General features: G+C 48.6%; 15 protein-coding genes. 6 read left to right on the plus strand and 9 right to left on the minus strand.

The features are described from left to right. Positions 1-229 precede the first annotated feature (229 nt). Positions 230-2,383 (minus strand): S9 family peptidase, encoded by a 2,154-nt coding sequence (locus ACTJJS_RS16335; protein WP_440664484.1) that lies wholly within the window; start codon positions 2,381-2,383, stop codon positions 230-232. Between the two features lie 305 nt (positions 2,384-2,688). Here ACTJJS_RS16335 and lysS point away from each other — a divergent pair, with 305 nt between their 5' ends. From lysS to ACTJJS_RS16350, 3 genes are all read left to right on the plus strand, one after another. Continuing rightward, positions 2,689-4,197 (plus strand): lysine--tRNA ligase, encoded by a 1,509-nt coding sequence (gene lysS / locus ACTJJS_RS16340; RefSeq protein WP_440664485.1) that lies wholly within the window; start codon positions 2,689-2,691, stop codon positions 4,195-4,197. Positions 4,198-4,432: 235 nt separating this feature from the next. Next, positions 4,433-5,266, plus strand: coding sequence for a universal stress protein (locus tag ACTJJS_RS16345; protein WP_343744509.1), 834 nt, complete (start codon positions 4,433-4,435; stop codon positions 5,264-5,266). A 42-nt stretch (positions 5,267-5,308) separates the two neighbouring features. Next, positions 5,309-6,064: a DUF4197 domain-containing protein gene (locus ACTJJS_RS16350; protein WP_440664486.1), complete on the plus strand. Its 756-nt coding sequence runs from the start codon at positions 5,309-5,311 to the stop codon at positions 6,062-6,064. 72 nt (positions 6,065-6,136) lie between these two features. Here ACTJJS_RS16350 and ACTJJS_RS16355 read toward each other — a convergent pair whose 3' ends face one another. Further along, positions 6,137-7,015, minus strand: coding sequence for a flavin reductase family protein (locus tag ACTJJS_RS16355; protein WP_440664487.1), 879 nt, complete (start codon positions 7,013-7,015; stop codon positions 6,137-6,139). 2 nt (positions 7,016-7,017) lie between these two features. Then, positions 7,018-8,031 carry a fumarylacetoacetate hydrolase family protein gene (locus ACTJJS_RS16360; protein WP_440664488.1) on the minus strand — a complete coding sequence of 338 codons (1,014 nt, stop codon included), beginning with the start codon at positions 8,029-8,031 and terminating at the stop codon, positions 7,018-7,020. A gap of 88 nt (positions 8,032-8,119) precedes the next feature. On the opposite strand from ACTJJS_RS16360, the gene ACTJJS_RS16365 reads away from it, so the two are divergent. From ACTJJS_RS16365 to ACTJJS_RS16375, 3 genes are all read left to right on the plus strand, one after another. Further along, a complete protein-coding gene (locus ACTJJS_RS16365) occupies positions 8,120-9,247 on the plus strand; it encodes a hypothetical protein (protein ID WP_440664489.1) in 1,128 nt (375 codons plus the stop codon). A 41-nt stretch (positions 9,248-9,288) separates the two neighbouring features. After that, positions 9,289-10,536, plus strand: coding sequence for a serine hydrolase (locus ACTJJS_RS16370; RefSeq protein WP_440664491.1), 1,248 nt, complete (start codon positions 9,289-9,291; stop codon positions 10,534-10,536). A 177-nt stretch (positions 10,537-10,713) separates the two neighbouring features. Further along, positions 10,714-11,370 (plus strand): sterol desaturase family protein, encoded by a 657-nt coding sequence (locus ACTJJS_RS16375; RefSeq protein WP_440664492.1) that lies wholly within the window; start codon positions 10,714-10,716, stop codon positions 11,368-11,370. Between the two features lie 114 nt (positions 11,371-11,484). Here ACTJJS_RS16375 and ACTJJS_RS16380 read toward each other — a convergent pair whose 3' ends face one another. The 6 genes from ACTJJS_RS16380 to ACTJJS_RS16405 form a co-directional block, all read right to left on the minus strand. Further along, positions 11,485-11,832 (minus strand): hypothetical protein, encoded by a 348-nt coding sequence (locus ACTJJS_RS16380; protein ID WP_168870610.1) that lies wholly within the window; start codon positions 11,830-11,832, stop codon positions 11,485-11,487. Further along, a complete protein-coding gene (locus ACTJJS_RS16385) occupies positions 11,832-12,773 on the minus strand; it encodes a DUF6263 family protein (protein WP_440664493.1) in 942 nt (313 codons plus the stop codon). The genes ACTJJS_RS16380 and ACTJJS_RS16385 overlap by 1 nt, the downstream gene beginning before the upstream one ends. 18 nt (positions 12,774-12,791) lie before the next feature. Continuing rightward, the gene (locus ACTJJS_RS16390; RefSeq protein ID WP_440664494.1) at positions 12,792-13,565 is read right to left on the minus strand and encodes a TIGR02757 family protein; all 774 of its coding nucleotides are present in this window, start codon (positions 13,563-13,565) and stop codon (positions 12,792-12,794) included. 194 nt (positions 13,566-13,759) lie between these two features. Further along, on the minus strand, positions 13,760-14,899 hold the full coding sequence (locus tag ACTJJS_RS16395; protein WP_440664495.1) for a cystathionine gamma-synthase: 1,140 nt from the start codon (positions 14,897-14,899) through the stop codon (positions 13,760-13,762). Between the two features lie 353 nt (positions 14,900-15,252). Beyond that, the gene (locus tag ACTJJS_RS16400; protein ID WP_168870606.1) at positions 15,253-15,843 is read right to left on the minus strand and encodes a DUF2911 domain-containing protein; all 591 of its coding nucleotides are present in this window, start codon (positions 15,841-15,843) and stop codon (positions 15,253-15,255) included. A gap of 96 nt (positions 15,844-15,939) precedes the next feature. Then, positions 15,940-16,536, minus strand: a complete 597-nt coding sequence (locus ACTJJS_RS16405; RefSeq protein ID WP_440664496.1) for an ACP phosphodiesterase — start codon at positions 16,534-16,536, stop codon at positions 15,940-15,942. Between the last annotated feature and the right edge of the window lie 121 nt (positions 16,537-16,657).

Genomic DNA, 16,657 nt, shown 5'->3' on the forward strand with positions numbered 1-16,657 from the left:
TCTCCCTGATACTTACTCCCTTACCTGACATTCAAATCATTACATTTAACCCACAAGATTTTTTGGTCCTATTTACTTTGGTCCTGTTTATCCTTATCACCTGTGAAGTCGCAACTTTACCTTCCTGTACGTTGATTTACACACCCTTTATGGCAAAAAAATAAGGTCCCGGAAAAGGATATCATGCCTGATATTTTTCCGGGACCCCGTTTATAGGTTACTGTAGCGGCTATTTCGCATTGAAGGCAGACGGGAACGGCTTGTCCAGCAGATGAGTGTAAATGAACCTTGCCGTTTCGGTGGAAGCATGGAGGGCGTTAGGGCCTCTCCATCCGTGGCGCTCGCCGGGATACAGCATAAATTCAAAGTGTTTGTTCAGGCTTTGCAGTTTGTCTACCAGCTGAATAACATTTTGCATATGCACATTGTCGTCCATAGTGCCATGTGCCATGCGGAGCAGGCCTTTATAGCGGTTGGCGTAGGTCATCACGGAAGTAATTTTATATCCTTCCGGATTTTCTGCGGGAGTGTCCATATAACGCTCGGTGTAGTGGCTGTCATACAGCTGCCAGTCTGTTACCGCAAAATTGGCCATACCATGGGTGAATACATCAGCGCCATAGGTAAGGGCCATATCAGTCATATAACCACCGAAGCTGCCGCCGGTCATGCATATTTTGGATGGATCGGCCCAGGGCTGGGAGCGCAGCCACATAGCGGCGTCCATATAGTCTTCAATTTCATACTTGCCCAGCTGACGGTGGATGTAATTCATGCCGGTTTTGCCTAACTGACCGCTGCTGCGGTTGTCGATAGCCACCTGGATAACGCCTTCCTGTGACCACCACTGGGAGCCGGGGCTGAATTTCCAGGTATCGTATACGGTGCCGGCGTTAGGGCCGCCATAGATGCTGATCAGGATAGGATATTTTTTCCCGGGCTGCAGGTGTACCGGCATAGTAATGGTCATCGGTAACACCAGTCCGTCGCGGGTTTTGTAGGTAGTCAGCTCAGGCTTGTACAGGTTGTACTGGCCAAACTTGCTGCCTTTGCTGTTGCCCAGTTCCCGGACAACTTTCCCGTTATTGTCCAGCAGCGCCATCCTGTCGGGTGTTTGCAGGTTGGAATAGGTGGTAATGAAGTATTTGCCACCAGGCGCGATGTTGATGATGTGGTTGTAATTACCGAAAGTCAACCGGGTAATGGCGCCGGTTTTCATGCTTACCTTATACAGGTCGAAACGGGTGGATGCTTCCTTGCGGGCGGTAAAGTAAATGATCTGGTTTTTTTCATCTGTAGCAACCACGTCTTTTACGGTCCAGTTACCGCTGGTCAGCTGTTTTTTCAGGGAACCATCCATGTTATGGAGGTACAGGTGGGACCAGCCTGTTTTATCGCTTTGCAACAGAAAGCCCTGGTTGTTTTGCAGGAAGGGAACAGCATCGAACCAGTCCACCCATGTTTTCTGGCTTTCGCTGTAGATTTCTTTCTTGACGCCGGTTTTTGGATCAATGCTGTATATTTTCAGGTTGTCCTGGCTGCGGGGCATCCACTGCATCCAAAGTTGTTTACTGTCAGCCGTCCAGAAAGGCATGCCGAAGTACTGGTCGTCTTTTTCGTTGAAGTCGGCCCATACGGTATTTCCGCCTTCTACCGGTACAACGCCTACTTTTACTGCCGGGTTGGGGTCGCCGGCTTTGGGATAGCGGGTGTTTTCAAGATATCCATGCTGCCCTCTTTCACTGTAGATCGGGAATACGGGCACTTTGGTATCATCAAAGTGCATATAGGCGATCTGTTTACTGTCGGGGCTCCACCAGAAAGCGCGGTAATGGGTAGGGCGACCGAGAATTTCTTCATAATACACCCAGGAAGACCATCCATTGTAGATCACATCAGTGCCGTCGTGGGTATAGCGTGTTTCCTTTTTAGAAGTTATTTCCAGGCTGTACAGGTCATTGTTGCGGGTAAAGGCCACGTAGCGCCCGTCTGGCGAGAGCGTGGGATTTTTCTCTTCCAGGGTGTCATTTGTCAGGCGGATGCTGTTGCCGTCAACGCCTTTGTAGTAGATGTCCCTGTCGCGTACTTCCACGCTGGGACCGTCTACCGGAGCGGTATATATTTCTGCTTTTCCGGTGCGGACGTCCACTTTCATGGCTTGCGTACGGCCGGAAGCAGCGTCGCGGCGCATTTCCAGGTAGTGCTCCGCATCTGCCCAGCCTTTGATGACCGGTAAGGGTTGTATAATATCCGTGGCCTGGCCTCTGAAGGCCTGTTCAAAGGTAACATCCTGCTTTTCCTGCGCCTGTAAACGTGGCATAGCGGCAAGCAACAGGGCGGCACTGCCCAGGCAGGCGGGTGTAAACCATGATATGCTTCTCATAATACGATGTTGATTTTTGTTGTTGTTGGCGGGCGAAAATAAGCATAACTCAAAAATACCCTTCACAAAATCCATAAACGGCCGCCTGATACTGCCGGATATCCATCTACAGGCGCCATTTACGCAATAGTTCACCACGTTCGCTAACTCCCGCTGCTTATAGCAGTGGAACAGGCTACCTTTAAGCCGGTTTTCATAGGATATGGTCAAAAAATAAGAGGGCTGTAGTCTTACAGCCCTTTTCCATAAGATTTTCCCTATAATCAGTTATTTTTGCACTCCATTTGGCATTTACAAATAATCACATGACACAATTATCTGAGCAAGAGATTATACGCCGGGAAAAATTACAGGAGCTGCAAAAACTGGGGATCGACCCCTACCCTGCAGCGGAATACCCGGTTAATGATACTTCCGTTAACATAAAAAATAACTATTCGGAAGCTACTAAGGAGCAATTCCAGGACGTATGCCTGGCAGGCCGTATTATGTTTATCCGTGATATGGGGAAGGCAGCTTTCGTGGAACTCCAGGACAAGGCCGGCCGTATCCAGCTGTACGTACGCCGCGACGATATCTGTCCCGGTGAAGACAAGACCGCCTACGACATTGTTTTCAAGAAACTGATGGACATCGGTGACATCATCGGTGTAAAAGGATATGCTTTTGTGACCAAAACCGGCGCCACCTCCGTTCACGCGAGGGAAGTGACCATGCTGTCCAAAGCCCTGCGCCCGCTCCCGATTGTAAAATCCGTGGAAGGACAGGTTTTTGACGAGGTAACCGATCCGGAATTTAAGTACCGTCAACGGTATGTGGACCTGGTCATCAACCCGGAAGTGAAAGATGTGTTTGTAAAGCGCACCAAAATCCTCCAGACCATCCGCGATTTTTATAATAACCTTGGCTACCTGGAAGTAGAAACACCTATCCTGCAGCCTATTCCCGGCGGCGCTACCGCCCGTCCGTTCGTTACGCACCACAATGCGCTGGATATTCCTTTATACCTCCGCATCGCGAATGAATTATACCTGAAACGCCTCATCGTAGGCGGTTTTGAAGGCGTGTACGAATTTGCGAAAGACTTCCGTAACGAAGGTATGGACCGTACCCACAACCCGGAGTTTACCGTAATGGAAATGTACGCCGCCTATAAGGACTATGAGTGGATGATGCGTACCACCGAAACCCTGCTAGAAAAAGTAGCGTTGGCCCTTCATGGCACCACAGTAGTGCCGGTAGGTGATAAAACCATCGACTTTAAAGCGCCTTTCCGCCGCGTGCCGATGTACGAAGCCATTAAGGAACATACCGGTTTCGATATCTCCGGCATGGACGAAGCGCAACTGCGCGATGTCTGCAAACAACTGGACATCCATGTAGACGCCAAATTCGGTAAAGCCAAACTGATCGATGAGATCTTTGGTGAAAAATGCGAAGGCCATTATGTACAGCCGACCTTTATCACTGATTACCCGGTGGAAATGAGCCCGCTGACTAAAAAGCACCGCAGCAAGGAAGGACTGGTAGAACGTTTTGAGCTGATTGCCAATGGTAAGGAAATCGCTAACGCCTACAGTGAGCTGAACGATCCTATCGATCAGCGCGAACGTTTCGAAGACCAGGTGAAACTGATGGAACGCGGCGATGACGAAGCCATGTATATCGACTACGATTTCCTCCGCGCCCTGGAATACGGTATGCCGCCTACTTCCGGTATCGGTATCGGTATCGACCGTCTGACCATGCTGATGACCAACCAGCCTTCTATCCAGGACGTGCTGTTCTTCCCGCAAATGAAGCTGGAAAAATAGTCAGGCAAACGGATCATAAGATTAGCGGGCAGTAAGCCCGCAAAGAGATAAAATAAGACCACATTTTGTTGCTTATATTGATTTATGTTAATATGATCAACAAGGTGTGGTCTTGTCGTTTCTTCGTGTACGCGAATTTCCGGCATTAAATTTTCTATACCCTTCTCAGAAGTGCTCAGATACCGTGTCACATAGTTAACTTTAAGTAACGCTTCTGTATCTTAAAATTAGTCATATGAAAACTATACTTGTACCCACTGATTTTTCTGATACCGCCTATAATGCCGCTACTTATGCGTTGGCAATGGCCGCACAACTGAAGGTCGACCGTATCGTGCTTTATCATGCCTATGAGTTGATTGTCCCTATTCCTGACGTGCCTACGTCTATTCCCATGGTCAATCCCGATGACCTGCGGATCGCCTCACAGGAAGGATTGGACAAGATGCAGAAAGAGCTTTTACCCCTTGCGGCAAATGGCGTCAGCATCGTGACCCGGGCGGACAATACCCTGCTGGCAGCCACTATCGACGATGTGGTAAAACAGGAAGAAGCCACGCTGATCGTGATGGGTATCACCGGCGGCAGCAAAGTGGAGGAAATACTGGTGGGGTCTAATACCGTTGACGTGGTGAAACATACCACCTGTCCGGTGTTAATTGTTCCGGGGAAAGCAACATTCAAAGGCATCACGAAAATTGTATTCGCCTGCGATCTGCGCCAGGTGGCCGACACCACGCCGATTGCACCGTTGAAGAAGCTGCTGGCCGCATTTCATGCAGAACTGCATGTGATCAATATCGATCATGAAAGCAGGCACTTTTCCACCGACACGCCTTTTGAAACGCTGATGCTCGATACCCTGCTGGAAGGCTATCAGCCGGAATATCATTTCATAGACAACCCGGACGTGGTACAGGGAATTACAGAATTTGCGGAAAACATACAGGCGGACCTCATTCTGACCATTCCTAAAAAACATGGCTTGTTCGAACGGATCTTCAAACGTAGTAATACGGCTAAACTGGCCTACCAGACACATATTCCGCTATTAACGATACACGAATAAAGTTATATATTTGAAACATTAATACATCATCATCACAACATTATGCTGAAAAAAACACTGTTGGTACTCCTGGGCGTTGGCTGCATGCACGCCAGCCAGGCACAACTACTGAACAAACTGAAAAAGCTCGGAAAATCCAACTCCACTACTAACACTACCACCACTACTTCCAGCAATGGCGGCAGTATAACTGAATCAGAAGCTGGTTCTGCTATCAAGGAAGCACTGGCAAAAGGAGTTGCTAATGGCATTGCCAATCTCAATAAAACAGACGGTTTTTTTGGTAATGACCTTTATAAACTGTTATTGCCCCCTGATGCGGTGAAAATCGGTAACACACTGCGTGCTATCGGCCTTGGTCCGCAGGTGGACCAGGCTATCCTGCAAATCAACCGTTCTGCTGAAAAAGCAGTAGGATATGCCGCTCCCATCTTTGTGAACGCGATCAAACAAATGACGCTCACCGATGCGCTCAATCTTGTAAAAGGCGGTAACAATTCTGCCACAGAATTTTTCAAAAGCAAAACTACAGATCAGCTGAAAGCAGCCTTTAATCCTGTAGTTAAAAAATCACTCGATAGTACCAGCGCTACACGCTATTACTCAGACATCGTGAACACCTATAACAAACTGCCGACAACGTTCAACAAAGCGAACCCTAACCTGCAGGACTATGTGACCACCATGGCTGTTAATGCGCTGTTTGACCAGATCGGCAAAGAGGAAGCGGCTATCCGTGCCAATCCTGCCGCCAGGACAACTGATCTCCTGAAAAAAGTATTCGGGAATATCCTGTAATAACTGTTTCAGATCACATAAAAAAGGAGCGAAGATTCTTCGCTCCTTTTTGTTTTTACAGGCATGTTTTTATTATGCGCTGAGCAATACCTGCCACGCCTCTCCTACCTTGTTGGCTTCCAACAGTTGTTTGGCATAATGATGCAGCTCACGCTCCATCTCATCCGGTGTGAGGCTATAGTACTGAATGATATTTTTCAGGTGATGATCATCAAACGTAGGGTCTACAAAAGGCATTTCATGTACATTACCCAGTTTACCCAGATCATTGCCGCTGAGAATAACGCTGTTGCGTATAGGTAACGGTAACGCATCTACGCCGATGCCCAGTTGCGTGTTTGGTTTGGGCACTTCAAAAACGGCATCACCGGAAGCACGGCAGTAATAATCGCCGCCCATGCGTGCTACGAGATCTATCTTGTGAGGATCTATTTTACCTTTGGCGTCGAATATTTCATCATTGATATGTATCAGTACAGGCTCGCAAATGACAAGATTGCCGGCGCCGCCCTGGTTGCCGGTTTCGATGATTTGTTTTACCACACACTCCAGTTGTACCGGGCTTTCCTTTACGCGGAACGGTTTCACTTTTTCTGATGCCAGTGGCGTAAACCCTGCTTTCACAAATTCATCCACGCCTTCCGGATACTCGCAGCTGGCGAGGGACGTTTGTTGCACCATACTATAGGTGACCACGTTGATCACCACTTCGCTGGTGGCATAAACATTGGCCAGTGTATGTTTGGTGGTGTTGTCGCGCACACGCCGGGACGGAGAAAATATCAGCGTAGGCGGATTGGTGCCGAACATATTAAAAAAACTGAAGGGTGATAAATTGGGTTTGCCTTCAGCATCTATGGTACTGGCAAAACAAATCGGGCGCGGAGCTATGGCTCCCTGCAAATAAGCCTGCAGTTCGCTGGTTTTAATTTCTGACGGAACTACCTTCATGCCTATACGTTTTTCTTAAGCGCCAGTATAGAGAAGTCTGTATCTTCCTTTACGATGGTATTGGTCAGCGTGCCCAGTCCGTCGATGTTCATTTCCACCACGTCGCCGGGTTGCAGCCATTGCTCGGTGTAATTGGGATCGTTGAGTTTGCCGGTGCCGTTCAGTTCCAGGAAACATCCGGTGCCTACCGTACCGCTGCCGATCACATCGCCGGGCATAATGTTGACGCCATAGGCGCAACGCTCAACGATTTCCGCAAAGGTCCAGTCCATATCCCCCATGTTGCCTTCGCTCACCTGCACGCCGTTGACTTTACAGGTCATCTTCAGGTTATAGTTATTGCCGGTATGCCCTGGTTTGGCAGGAATCAAAAAAGGTCCCAGTTCATCAGGCGTTACCAGCATAGGACCGATCACTGTGCTAAAATCCTTACCCTTGGCAGGTCCGAGGTTGAGCTTCATTTCTTCCATCTGCAGGGTGCGTGCGCTCATATCGTTCATGATCATAAAACCGCCGATGTAATCGTCCGCTTCTGCTGCGGTAATATTGCGGCCGGCTTTACAGATCACAATGGCTGCTTCCAGCTCAAAGTCCAGTTTGTCGAAATGGTCAGGCATGCAGTGAATATCGCCGGGGCCCTGGATGGCATTGTGATTGGTGAAGTAGAAGATGGGATACTGGTCAAATTCAGGAATCATCTCCACTTTACGGTTTCTGCGTGCGGCAGCTACGTGCTGACGGAAAGCATAGCCGTCGCGGCAGGAAGTAGGGAACGGTACGGGCGACAGCAGTTGGACGCTGTCTACAGCTATGCCATGGGCTGTGCCGGGATGTTTACCGGCTTTCAGGCTGGCATCGGCTTGCCGGGCAATATCGATCACATCTTCCCACATCATCAGGAACATACCCATGTTGTTGGGAAGGTCAGGATGCAGTTCCTGGGTGTTGTATAACAGCCCGTCAACAAGGATAGCCAGCTGGTCTGTTTCCTCTCTTAAATAACTTACAAGTTTCATGATTTGTAGTGTTCTGGTTGTATGATTGACCAAATATAAGGATGCTCCTGCGGTTTTTTTATATAAATTAGGAAGATAAATACCTGTTATGAAATCCCTTTTATGGCCCCTTTACCTGCTGCTGGTGCTGCCAATGGCAACTGTAGCGCAGTCTCCTTCACGATATGTTATTTCCCCGTTGGCAAAACTCCCGGCGGACAGTCTTCTGAAAGCAAGGCTCCTGATAAGCCTGGATGGGTTTCTAAGGGATAAAGACCAGCCGGGACTGCCATCTGTTTATACAGACACGGCTTATCTGCGGGGCGACAGGATGGGTTTTGAAGAAATCGTGAAGATAGAGAAGAGTGCCAAACGTCATGATACCGGCTTCTACAAGGCACAGTTACAGAATGTGATAAAACTTAAGCAGGAAGACACATACCTGGTTAAACTGGGGTTCGTGGGCCTGGCCGACGGGCAGCCGGTGGTACGTATGATTTACAGTATCATCGGAAAGGACAGGAAGGACCGGTTTGTCTTTTATCCTGCGCGTGATTATGTGGTCAGAGACTGGAAGCAGCAATGGGTAGGCAATATTCATTACCTGTACCCATATACGCTGGATACGGCAGCTGCCCGGCGGTTTGATCGCTTTAACACAACTGTGGCGGGATGGTTTGGCGCAAAGCCGGTGAAGCTGCACTACTACCATTGCAGCGATGCGCAGGAACTGCTGCGGGTAAAGGGCGTAGACTATGATGCAAACGCCAGTTATATGCGGCGCGGCGATTCAGATAAGGACAATGATATTTTCATGAGTGGAGTTGGCAGTCCGTGGTACGGGCATGATCTCATTCACTTCTACTGTGATAAATTTCTTCCCCGGCCGGTAAACAGGGCCATGGAAGAGGGCCTGGCTTATTATGCCGATGGCGGCTGGGGCGAGTCTTATGCTACCTGTCTGGCTATCCTGAAGAAATATGCTGCCGACCATCCTGGTGAGGATTTATACCAGGCCTTTAAAAACAATGTCAGTGTGGGGGATATCAGCCTGAAGTTTACCATTAATGCACTGCTGCTGGAAGAGGTCGTCCGTCGGCAGGGTTTTCCGAAGGCACTGGAGGCATTGAAAGCAGAGAATAATGATGCCGGACTGGAACAGTCGCTCCACACCCATTTCGGGCTTACACCAGCTAATTTTAACGAAAACATCAGGAAGCGCTTAGTAGCCAGCTGATAATTTTATATTTTGGCAATCAGAACCACTATTGCTGCTCTATGACGCGTCACTGTTTGTTGTTGTTGCTTTGCGGCTGCCTGTCCTTTGCACAGGCACAGCCCCGTACAGATACCCTGCTTAAAAACATGTTCAACCGCGAGGCTACGCCGTTGTTGCGGCATATGCTGCAGCATCCGGACTCTTTCCGGTACCAGCTGATCTACACGCAAATTGACCGGGATGCCAATAACAAACCGCATTTCCGGCATTATTACCTCAACGTGGACGCAGACCAGTATTTTAATCCGGCCAGTACGGTGAAGCTGCCTATTGCCTTGCTGGCATTGGAAAAGATGCGGGAGCTGAAAGTGCCGGGGCTGGATGGTAATACCACGATGTTTACCGACAGCAGCGGAAGCGGGCAGTTGACCGTGCATACTGACAGTACCGCGAAAAGCGGGCTTCCCTCCATCAATCATTACATCAAACGGATATTCCTGATCAGTGACAACGATGCCTATAACCGTCTGTATGAGTTTGTCGGACAACAGTCTATTCATGAGCGGCTCTGGAAAAAGGGATATAAGGATGTCCGTATCGTCCGGCGGTTTATGCCTTTGTCTGAAGATGAAAACAGGCGCACCAATGCCATCCGGTTTGTTAAAAACGGCAAAACGCTGTACTGGCAGGCGCCCGCTGTGAGCACGCTGCAATATGACTATAGCAGGAACATCCGGATCGGTGCGGGGTACATGGATAAAAACGATCACCTGGTATCTGAGCCAATGGATTTTACGAAGCATAATAACCTGCCATTGCAGGATCTGCAACAGCTGCTGCAATCGGTGATTTTCCCGCAATCAGTGCCGGCGGCGCAGCGTTTCCGGATAACGCCTGAGGACTACCGGTTCCTGTACCGGTATATGTCGGAGTACCCTTCTGAAAGCACAGACCCCGTTTACGACACTACGGAGTACTTCGACAGCTATACGAAGTTTTTCCTTTTCAAGGGTGCGGGGCGTCATATACCGTCCAGCATACGGGTCTTCAATAAAACGGGCTGGTCGTACGGTTTCCTCACAGATGCGGCTTACATCGTTGATTTTGAGCATCATGTGGAGTTTATGCTGACCGGAACGGTGTATGTGAACCGCGACGGTATTTTAAATGATGATAAATATGAATATGAGGAAGAGGGGTATCCATTTTTCCGGGATGCCGGGAACATCCTTTATCAATACGAGTTACAACGCAAACGGGCCTACCAGCCGGATTTAAACGAGTTTCGTATCAATTACAGGCAGTAGCGGAAAGCGGGCGTTATAATATTTGATGGATAATTTAGGAACTAAAATATCCCAATTAAGGTGAAGATTGTATTTTTGTGCCTGAAATCGGCAGACGGGGACTAAACTACCTGCCGGGGTAAATAAGAAGGGTCTTATTCATTTTCCCGTAACTGTTACGCGTTAAAACTGGGATTCATGAAATTTGAAAAGATTAAGAACAAAGGACAGGCAAGATTATTTGAAAGCCAGTACCTCGAGATGCTGACAAAAACGCATCCCCTGGTGATCTGGGGAATGTATTTGCCCATTATTGGCTATATGCTTTACTATAGCCACGACTCATTAGGTTTTGAAGTTGGAACGGTAGCCCTGATATTTGTTGGCGCGATGTTATTCTGGTCGCTCTTCGAGTATATCATGCACCGGTTCATCTTTCACTTTGCCAGTGAGAGTCCCAGGGTGCAACGCTTTATTTATGTGATGCACGGTAACCACCACGAATATCCGCGGGACAAACAGCGTTTGTTCATGCCGCCGGTGCCAAGTCTGATCCTGGCTTCAGCGATCTTTGGCAGCCAATATATTTTCCTGCGGCAGTATACGTTCATGTTCTTCCCGGGCTTTCTGCTGGGATATCTCATTTATGGCAGCATGCACTATGCCATTCATGCCTGGAACCCACCCTTTAAGTTTATGAAGCCACTGTGGCGAAATCACCACCTCCATCACTATAAAACCGAGGAGAAAGGTTTTGGCGTAAGCTCTGCATTCTGGGACCGCGTGTTCGGCACCTTCTTCGACCTGGACAAGGAAAAAGAAGACAAGGAGAAAGTAAAAGAGCTGATGTTTTGATTTACGAACTTTTTGATTTACAGATCAATAAAAAAACGGCCAAAGCAGGTTTCCGCTTTGGCCGTTTTTTATATTCATTTAACTAGTCACGAAATCAAAAAATCCGTAAATGCTTCACCATCTTTCTTCATCGTCCGGCAGGTTATCTTGCCGGAAAGCTTCCCGGGAAGCTATTTTCTGCAGCTGCCTTTCGATGATCAGGGCAGCGATGGGCCGGTAGGGATCAGTGCCCTGTTCGGCGGCATATGCGAGTATTTGTTTTACTTTTTTCTCTGCCACGTCTATACGATAGAGCAGAAAGATAAATTGTTGTAAATCGTTGCTGATAAGATACTCCAGTCTCCTGCCCAGTATTTCCTGCAGTTGATCGAAACTGATATTGCCCGGTGGTACGCTCACCTCAAATGTTTGTTGCGCCCAGGTGGCCGTCTCCTGAAGGTATGGTGCAGGAAAGCTGTTCATTATTTCATCTGTTTTATTTTGTAGGAAGCGTTGGTGATTACTTTCACCGGCACTTTCAGATCGTGTTTAATGCCTTTTGCTTTGTTCACTTTGTAGGTGTAGTTACCATTCATTTCCGTATTCTGTACGCAGATGCTGGGCATACCGCTGCTGCGCATGACCAGGTAGTTGGACGAGGTGGTGCCGCTGATTTCGGCCGTGGCTTTGATATCATCGTCGAGGGTCAGGGTTTGCACCTTGTCAGTATTGATTTTGGAGGTACCTCCAATCTTGGCGGTCTGGGAGTCCCAGGTCTGGAGATTCCAGTAAAGGTCTATCCTGCCTATGAGGCCGCCGCGAAGGGGTATGCTTTCTTCCCATTGGGTACCTGTTTTGATGCCATGTGCCGGATACATAATGAGCAGTTGTTCCAGCCAGGCGCGGAAGGCGTCGGTGCCAAACTGGTCTTTCATCAGTTTTTTATACGCTTCCTGCTCATTTTTTTTCAGGGAACTGAAGGCTGCTTCTGCGTTGCTGAGCAGGTTATCGAGGCCGTCGATTTTAGTGATCACGCCGGTGCTTTGCAGTTCCACGGTAAACGGCTGGTCCAGCAGTTTTTTCAGGCCGGCCTGAAAAGGTTCTTCGGCTTTATCTACTTTGGCATCCACAAAGATGTTCTGGTTTTTAGCGTTGAAATTGAATCGCAGCTCTTTATACCGGAACGTGAGCACGGCTTTGCCGGGTATTACATCGGTGACATCGATGGTGATGATATTGTTATAGTCGCGGGTAACCCGTTGCTGAGTCTCATTAACAGTGGTATAGGTCTCCGTACGGCTTTTCTGTTCCAGTTCGAACTGTTCTCCCTTGTTGAAGTTGTAATTGATCGACATATAGTCCTGTGCTTTTGCGGCAAAGGATAATGTCAGCAAGGTTGCAATGGCGCCCAATAATTTTTTCATTACCGTAAATTAATTTAATCAAACATACTTTTCGATCACACCTAATCCAAACAGGGCGAAGTCGTATTTGGCCGGATCTTCCGGGTCCAGTTTTTTGAGCTCGTGGGTGAGCGATACCGCTGTTTTCCAGTCAGACTTCGCGTCTGATATAAGTCCCAGTCTGGTGGCCACGCGGCTTACATGAACATCCATCGGGCATATCAGTTGTGACGGTGAAATATGTTGCCACAGCCCAAAATCCACGCCATTTTCATCTTTTCGCACCATCCAGCGCAAATACATGTTCAATCGTTTGCAGGCAGAATGCTTGGCAGGGGAAGAGATATGTTTTTCGGTACGGGCGGGGTGTTCCAGGGAGAAAAACATTTTATGGAAGCCGGTCAGGGCTTTTTCAACGTTTTCATCCTCCGGGCTCAGATGTCCGCTGAAGGCGAATTCAAGGGAGGTGATGTTGGTGTAGTAATGCTGTAGGAATTCCACGAAATACAGGAGGTCTACCCCGTTGAAGGTGCGGTGGCAGAAGGTCATCAGCTTCATCCGGTCGCGCGGGTCATGATTGCGGATGTAGTCATAGGGAGCATTGTCCATATGCCGCATCAGTTCCGTGCATTTGTTGATAATGCTGGTACGGTTGCCCCAGGCCAGTATGGCGGCAAAGAGGCCGGCAATTTCTATGTCCTGCAGTTCGCTGAAGCGGTGCGGGATGCAAATGGGGTCATTTGCAATAAAATCCGGATGATTATAGGATGCCGCTTTCGCATTCAGGAAGTCCTTCAGTTGTTGGATCTTCATAGTGTGTCACATGTAGCATCTGCAGCCTGGCTATACGCGTCAACCACCTGTACTGCTGCCCTCCGGCAACCGTACAGGTGGTTTATTTCGTCAGCACTGTTTAAAATAGGCTGTGGATATGGTCCAGGTAAAATGATATACCTGGTAAAGATAATTTTTAACCTGTAAGAATTAAAATCAGATTGATGAGCGTGTTATCCGATGGCCTGGTCCAGGTCAGCGATCAGGTCGTCCACATCTTCGATGCCCACGCTCAGGCGGATGAGTGAATCGGCCAGCCCGTTTTTAATCCGCTCTTCCCGGGGGATGGATGCGTGCGTCATGCTGGCCGGGTGTCCGATCAGTGACTCTACGCCACCGAGCGATTCCGCCAGGGAGAACAGGTGTGTATGGCTCAGGACCCTGTTGGCAGCGTCCATATTATCATCTTTCAACGTGAAAGACATCATGCCGCCATAGCCCCGCATCTGGCGTTTGGCGATATCGTGGTTGGGATGATCCGTAAAGCCAGGCCAGTATACCTTGTCCACTTTATCATGATTACGCAGGAAGTGAGCGATTTTTTCCCCGTTTTCACAATGGCGTTGCATACGCACATGCAGGGTTTTAATGCCGCGCAGCACCAGGAAGCAGTCCTGAGGCCCCGGCACAGCGCCGCAGCTGTTTTGTATGAAATACAGTTGTTTGGCCAGTTCTTCGTTTTTAACGATGATGGCGCCATGTACCACATCACTATGGCCGCCCAGGTATTTGGTGGCTGAATGCAGTACGATGTCGGCGCCCAGGTCCAGCGGATTTTGCAGGTATGGAGACGCAAAGGTATTGTCTACGCACAGCAGTACGCCGTTCTTTTGGGCGATCTGCGCCACTGCAGCAATATCAATGATGTTCAGCAGCGGGTTGGTGGGTGTCTCCAGCCAGATCATTTTGGTTTTAGGCGTGATATGCGCTGCCACGCTGGCGGCATCACGCATGCCTACAAAAGAGAACTTAATGCCATACCGTTCAAATACTTTGGTGAAGATGCGGTAGGTGCCGCCGTATAAATCATTGGTTGCCACAACTTCATCGCCGGGCGACAACAATTTCATGACTGCATCGGTAGCAGCCAGGCCGCTGCCGAAATTAATACCATGGGTACCGTTTTCAATGGCCGCCAATGCATTTTGAAGGGCGTCGCGGGTGGGGTTTTGTGTACGGGCATATTCGTATCCTTTGTGTTCCCCCGGAGCACTCTGTACATAGGTGGAGGTTTGAAAGATAGGTGTCATAATGGCCCCTGTGGAGGGATCGGGCGCTACACCTGCGTGTATGAGTTTAGTTCCCAGCTTCATGTCTTAAATATTTTATAATGAACAATTTCTGGCGGTTTTTCAAATATACTCCCTTTTGTGATTGGAACATTTTAGCGGGCACGGCAATTATTGTCCAATTTAGCGTCCGAAAAATTGTTGATGGAATGATTTAGCACGCTTACGAACATTTTTATATCGTTCACCAAATGAAGTCTAACGGGTACGGATATTCGATATACATTCGTTTAGGTTTTTCATAGGATATGGTTAAAATTCTTAGGGCGGTAGTCTTACCGCCCTTTCTTTTTGAAACATAGTTAATACTATATAAATACAATGGCCCAACGGTTTTGACATCGTTGGGCCATTTGTATTTTTATCTTGTGAGGGTGCTATTTCCTGGCACCGCCATCTGTCCACCGGATAGGCAGGCTTACGCTTACCTTGTCCCAGGCGATGATCAGATTGGCACCGGGATCACCTTTTTCAAATACCATGGTGAAGGCGTCCAGCGGGGTGTCCAGTGGCGTTACGGGGAGGGCCGTTCTCACCACGTCTTTACGCTGGTCATATTTAAATGCGCCCCAGATATCTGTTTCCTTATTGAGGATAATGGTCCATGTTTTTTCGGTGGGAATGGCATACATGGTATACCGTCCTTTCGGAACGTTTTTGCCGGCAATGACCACCGGTCTGAAAAATTCTATCTCAGTGGCTTCGTTGGCGCCCAGCCGCCATATTTTTCCGTATTCTTCCAGGTTACCAAAAATCTCCCTGCCCTTTGTCTGTGGACGGCTATAGATGACCCTGGCCACCAATGTGCCCGGCTCACCCTTCACCTTTACCACATAAGGGTACATGGGCGGGTAATAAGCCATGTCCATGGGGCTGGCGTCGAGTGGTGGTAATTTTTTATCCTGGGCTCCTGCGTTGGCGGCAAATACTCCGAGTGCAAAGGCGAAAATGATGGCTTTTTTAAACATCCTGTGAGCTTTATTTTCTTTTAAAACAATTTGCGGCCCCAAACCTAGAGATTTTTAGTGAATCCGGAAAGTAACCTGAGGGTCTTTAACAGGCCCTTAGCGGGTTTCGTTTTGTAACAAATTTTCCACATGTGTCTGGAGCGCAGGGAAAAAGGCCTGGTAGCAGTCCTTTAAGGCATCATAATGTTCCAGAAAGATAGCAAAAATAACGGCAGGACTGCTTTCCAATCCTTTGGCCCTGGCGCTGATGCCCCGAAAGGCCCGTTCCATGCCGTCGTTGCCACGGTAATTGAAGAGCCAGTTGTACTGCCGCATGTAGGTGAACATCTCCAGGAACCTTGCCGGCAGCACTTCTTCCCGGCCGGTAATGACATCATATACTTCTTTGGAAAAATCATACAGGGTGTCTTCAGAGAAACGGGTAGTGTCTGTTGCCAGGAAATGGTCATATACCAGGTCTGTAAATACGCCGCTGTAAAGGCCACAGGCCGGGCGGAAAAAAGTCTTGGCCTGTGCGGTGACAGCGTGTTGGTCGGTAAAGGTATCAATAGCCCGGTGTAACCGTATGCCCTGTTGCACATCGGGGCGGTATAACGCCAGCTGCTGCCGGCCTTTTACATAATCCGCGATCAGGTTGCCGGTGATCAGTGCCGGCTGGTGAAAGGAAAGGTAAGCATGTGCCAGATAGTTCATAATAAAGCCTTTCTGATGATTTGACCAGACAAATGTAACGATTCGTTTTGCCACTGATAGTCAAGGCATGCCGGTTTTCACGTTGAACCACATTTCTCATCCACTTTAACACAATCTTAAC

Source organism: Chitinophaga sp. 22308 (genome assembly GCF_052045305.1).
Taxonomy (GTDB): Bacteria; Bacteroidota; Bacteroidia; order Chitinophagales; family Chitinophagaceae; genus Chitinophaga; species Chitinophaga varians_A.

Coding starts and splice junctions, on each gene's coding strand:
- ACTJJS_RS16365 (WP_440664489.1), top strand. CDS start 8,120: ATGAAATCCCTTTTATGGCCCCTTTACCTGCTGCTGGTGCTGCCAATG.
- ACTJJS_RS16395 (WP_440664495.1), bottom strand. CDS start 14,899: ATGAAGCTGGGAACTAAACTCATACACGCAGGTGTAGCGCCCGATCCC.
- lysS (WP_440664485.1), top strand. CDS start 2,689: ATGACACAATTATCTGAGCAAGAGATTATACGCCGGGAAAAATTACAG.
- ACTJJS_RS16380 (WP_168870610.1), bottom strand. CDS start 11,832: ATGAACAGCTTTCCTGCACCATACCTTCAGGAGACGGCCACCTGGGCG.
- ACTJJS_RS16390 (WP_440664494.1), bottom strand. CDS start 13,565: ATGAAGATCCAACAACTGAAGGACTTCCTGAATGCGAAAGCGGCATCC.
- ACTJJS_RS16370 (WP_440664491.1), top strand. CDS start 9,289: ATGACGCGTCACTGTTTGTTGTTGTTGCTTTGCGGCTGCCTGTCCTTT.
- ACTJJS_RS16375 (WP_440664492.1), top strand. CDS start 10,714: ATGAAATTTGAAAAGATTAAGAACAAAGGACAGGCAAGATTATTTGAA.
- ACTJJS_RS16355 (WP_440664487.1), bottom strand. CDS start 7,015: ATGAAGGTAGTTCCGTCAGAAATTAAAACCAGCGAACTGCAGGCTTAT.
- ACTJJS_RS16345 (WP_343744509.1), top strand. CDS start 4,433: ATGAAAACTATACTTGTACCCACTGATTTTTCTGATACCGCCTATAAT.
- ACTJJS_RS16350 (WP_440664486.1), top strand. CDS start 5,309: ATGCTGAAAAAAACACTGTTGGTACTCCTGGGCGTTGGCTGCATGCAC.
- ACTJJS_RS16405 (WP_440664496.1), bottom strand. CDS start 16,536: ATGAACTATCTGGCACATGCTTACCTTTCCTTTCACCAGCCGGCACTG.
- ACTJJS_RS16385 (WP_440664493.1), bottom strand. CDS start 12,773: ATGAAAAAATTATTGGGCGCCATTGCAACCTTGCTGACATTATCCTTT.
- ACTJJS_RS16400 (WP_168870606.1), bottom strand. CDS start 15,843: ATGTTTAAAAAAGCCATCATTTTCGCCTTTGCACTCGGAGTATTTGCC.
- ACTJJS_RS16335 (WP_440664484.1), bottom strand. CDS start 2,383: ATGAGAAGCATATCATGGTTTACACCCGCCTGCCTGGGCAGTGCCGCC.
- ACTJJS_RS16360 (WP_440664488.1), bottom strand. CDS start 8,031: ATGAAACTTGTAAGTTATTTAAGAGAGGAAACAGACCAGCTGGCTATC.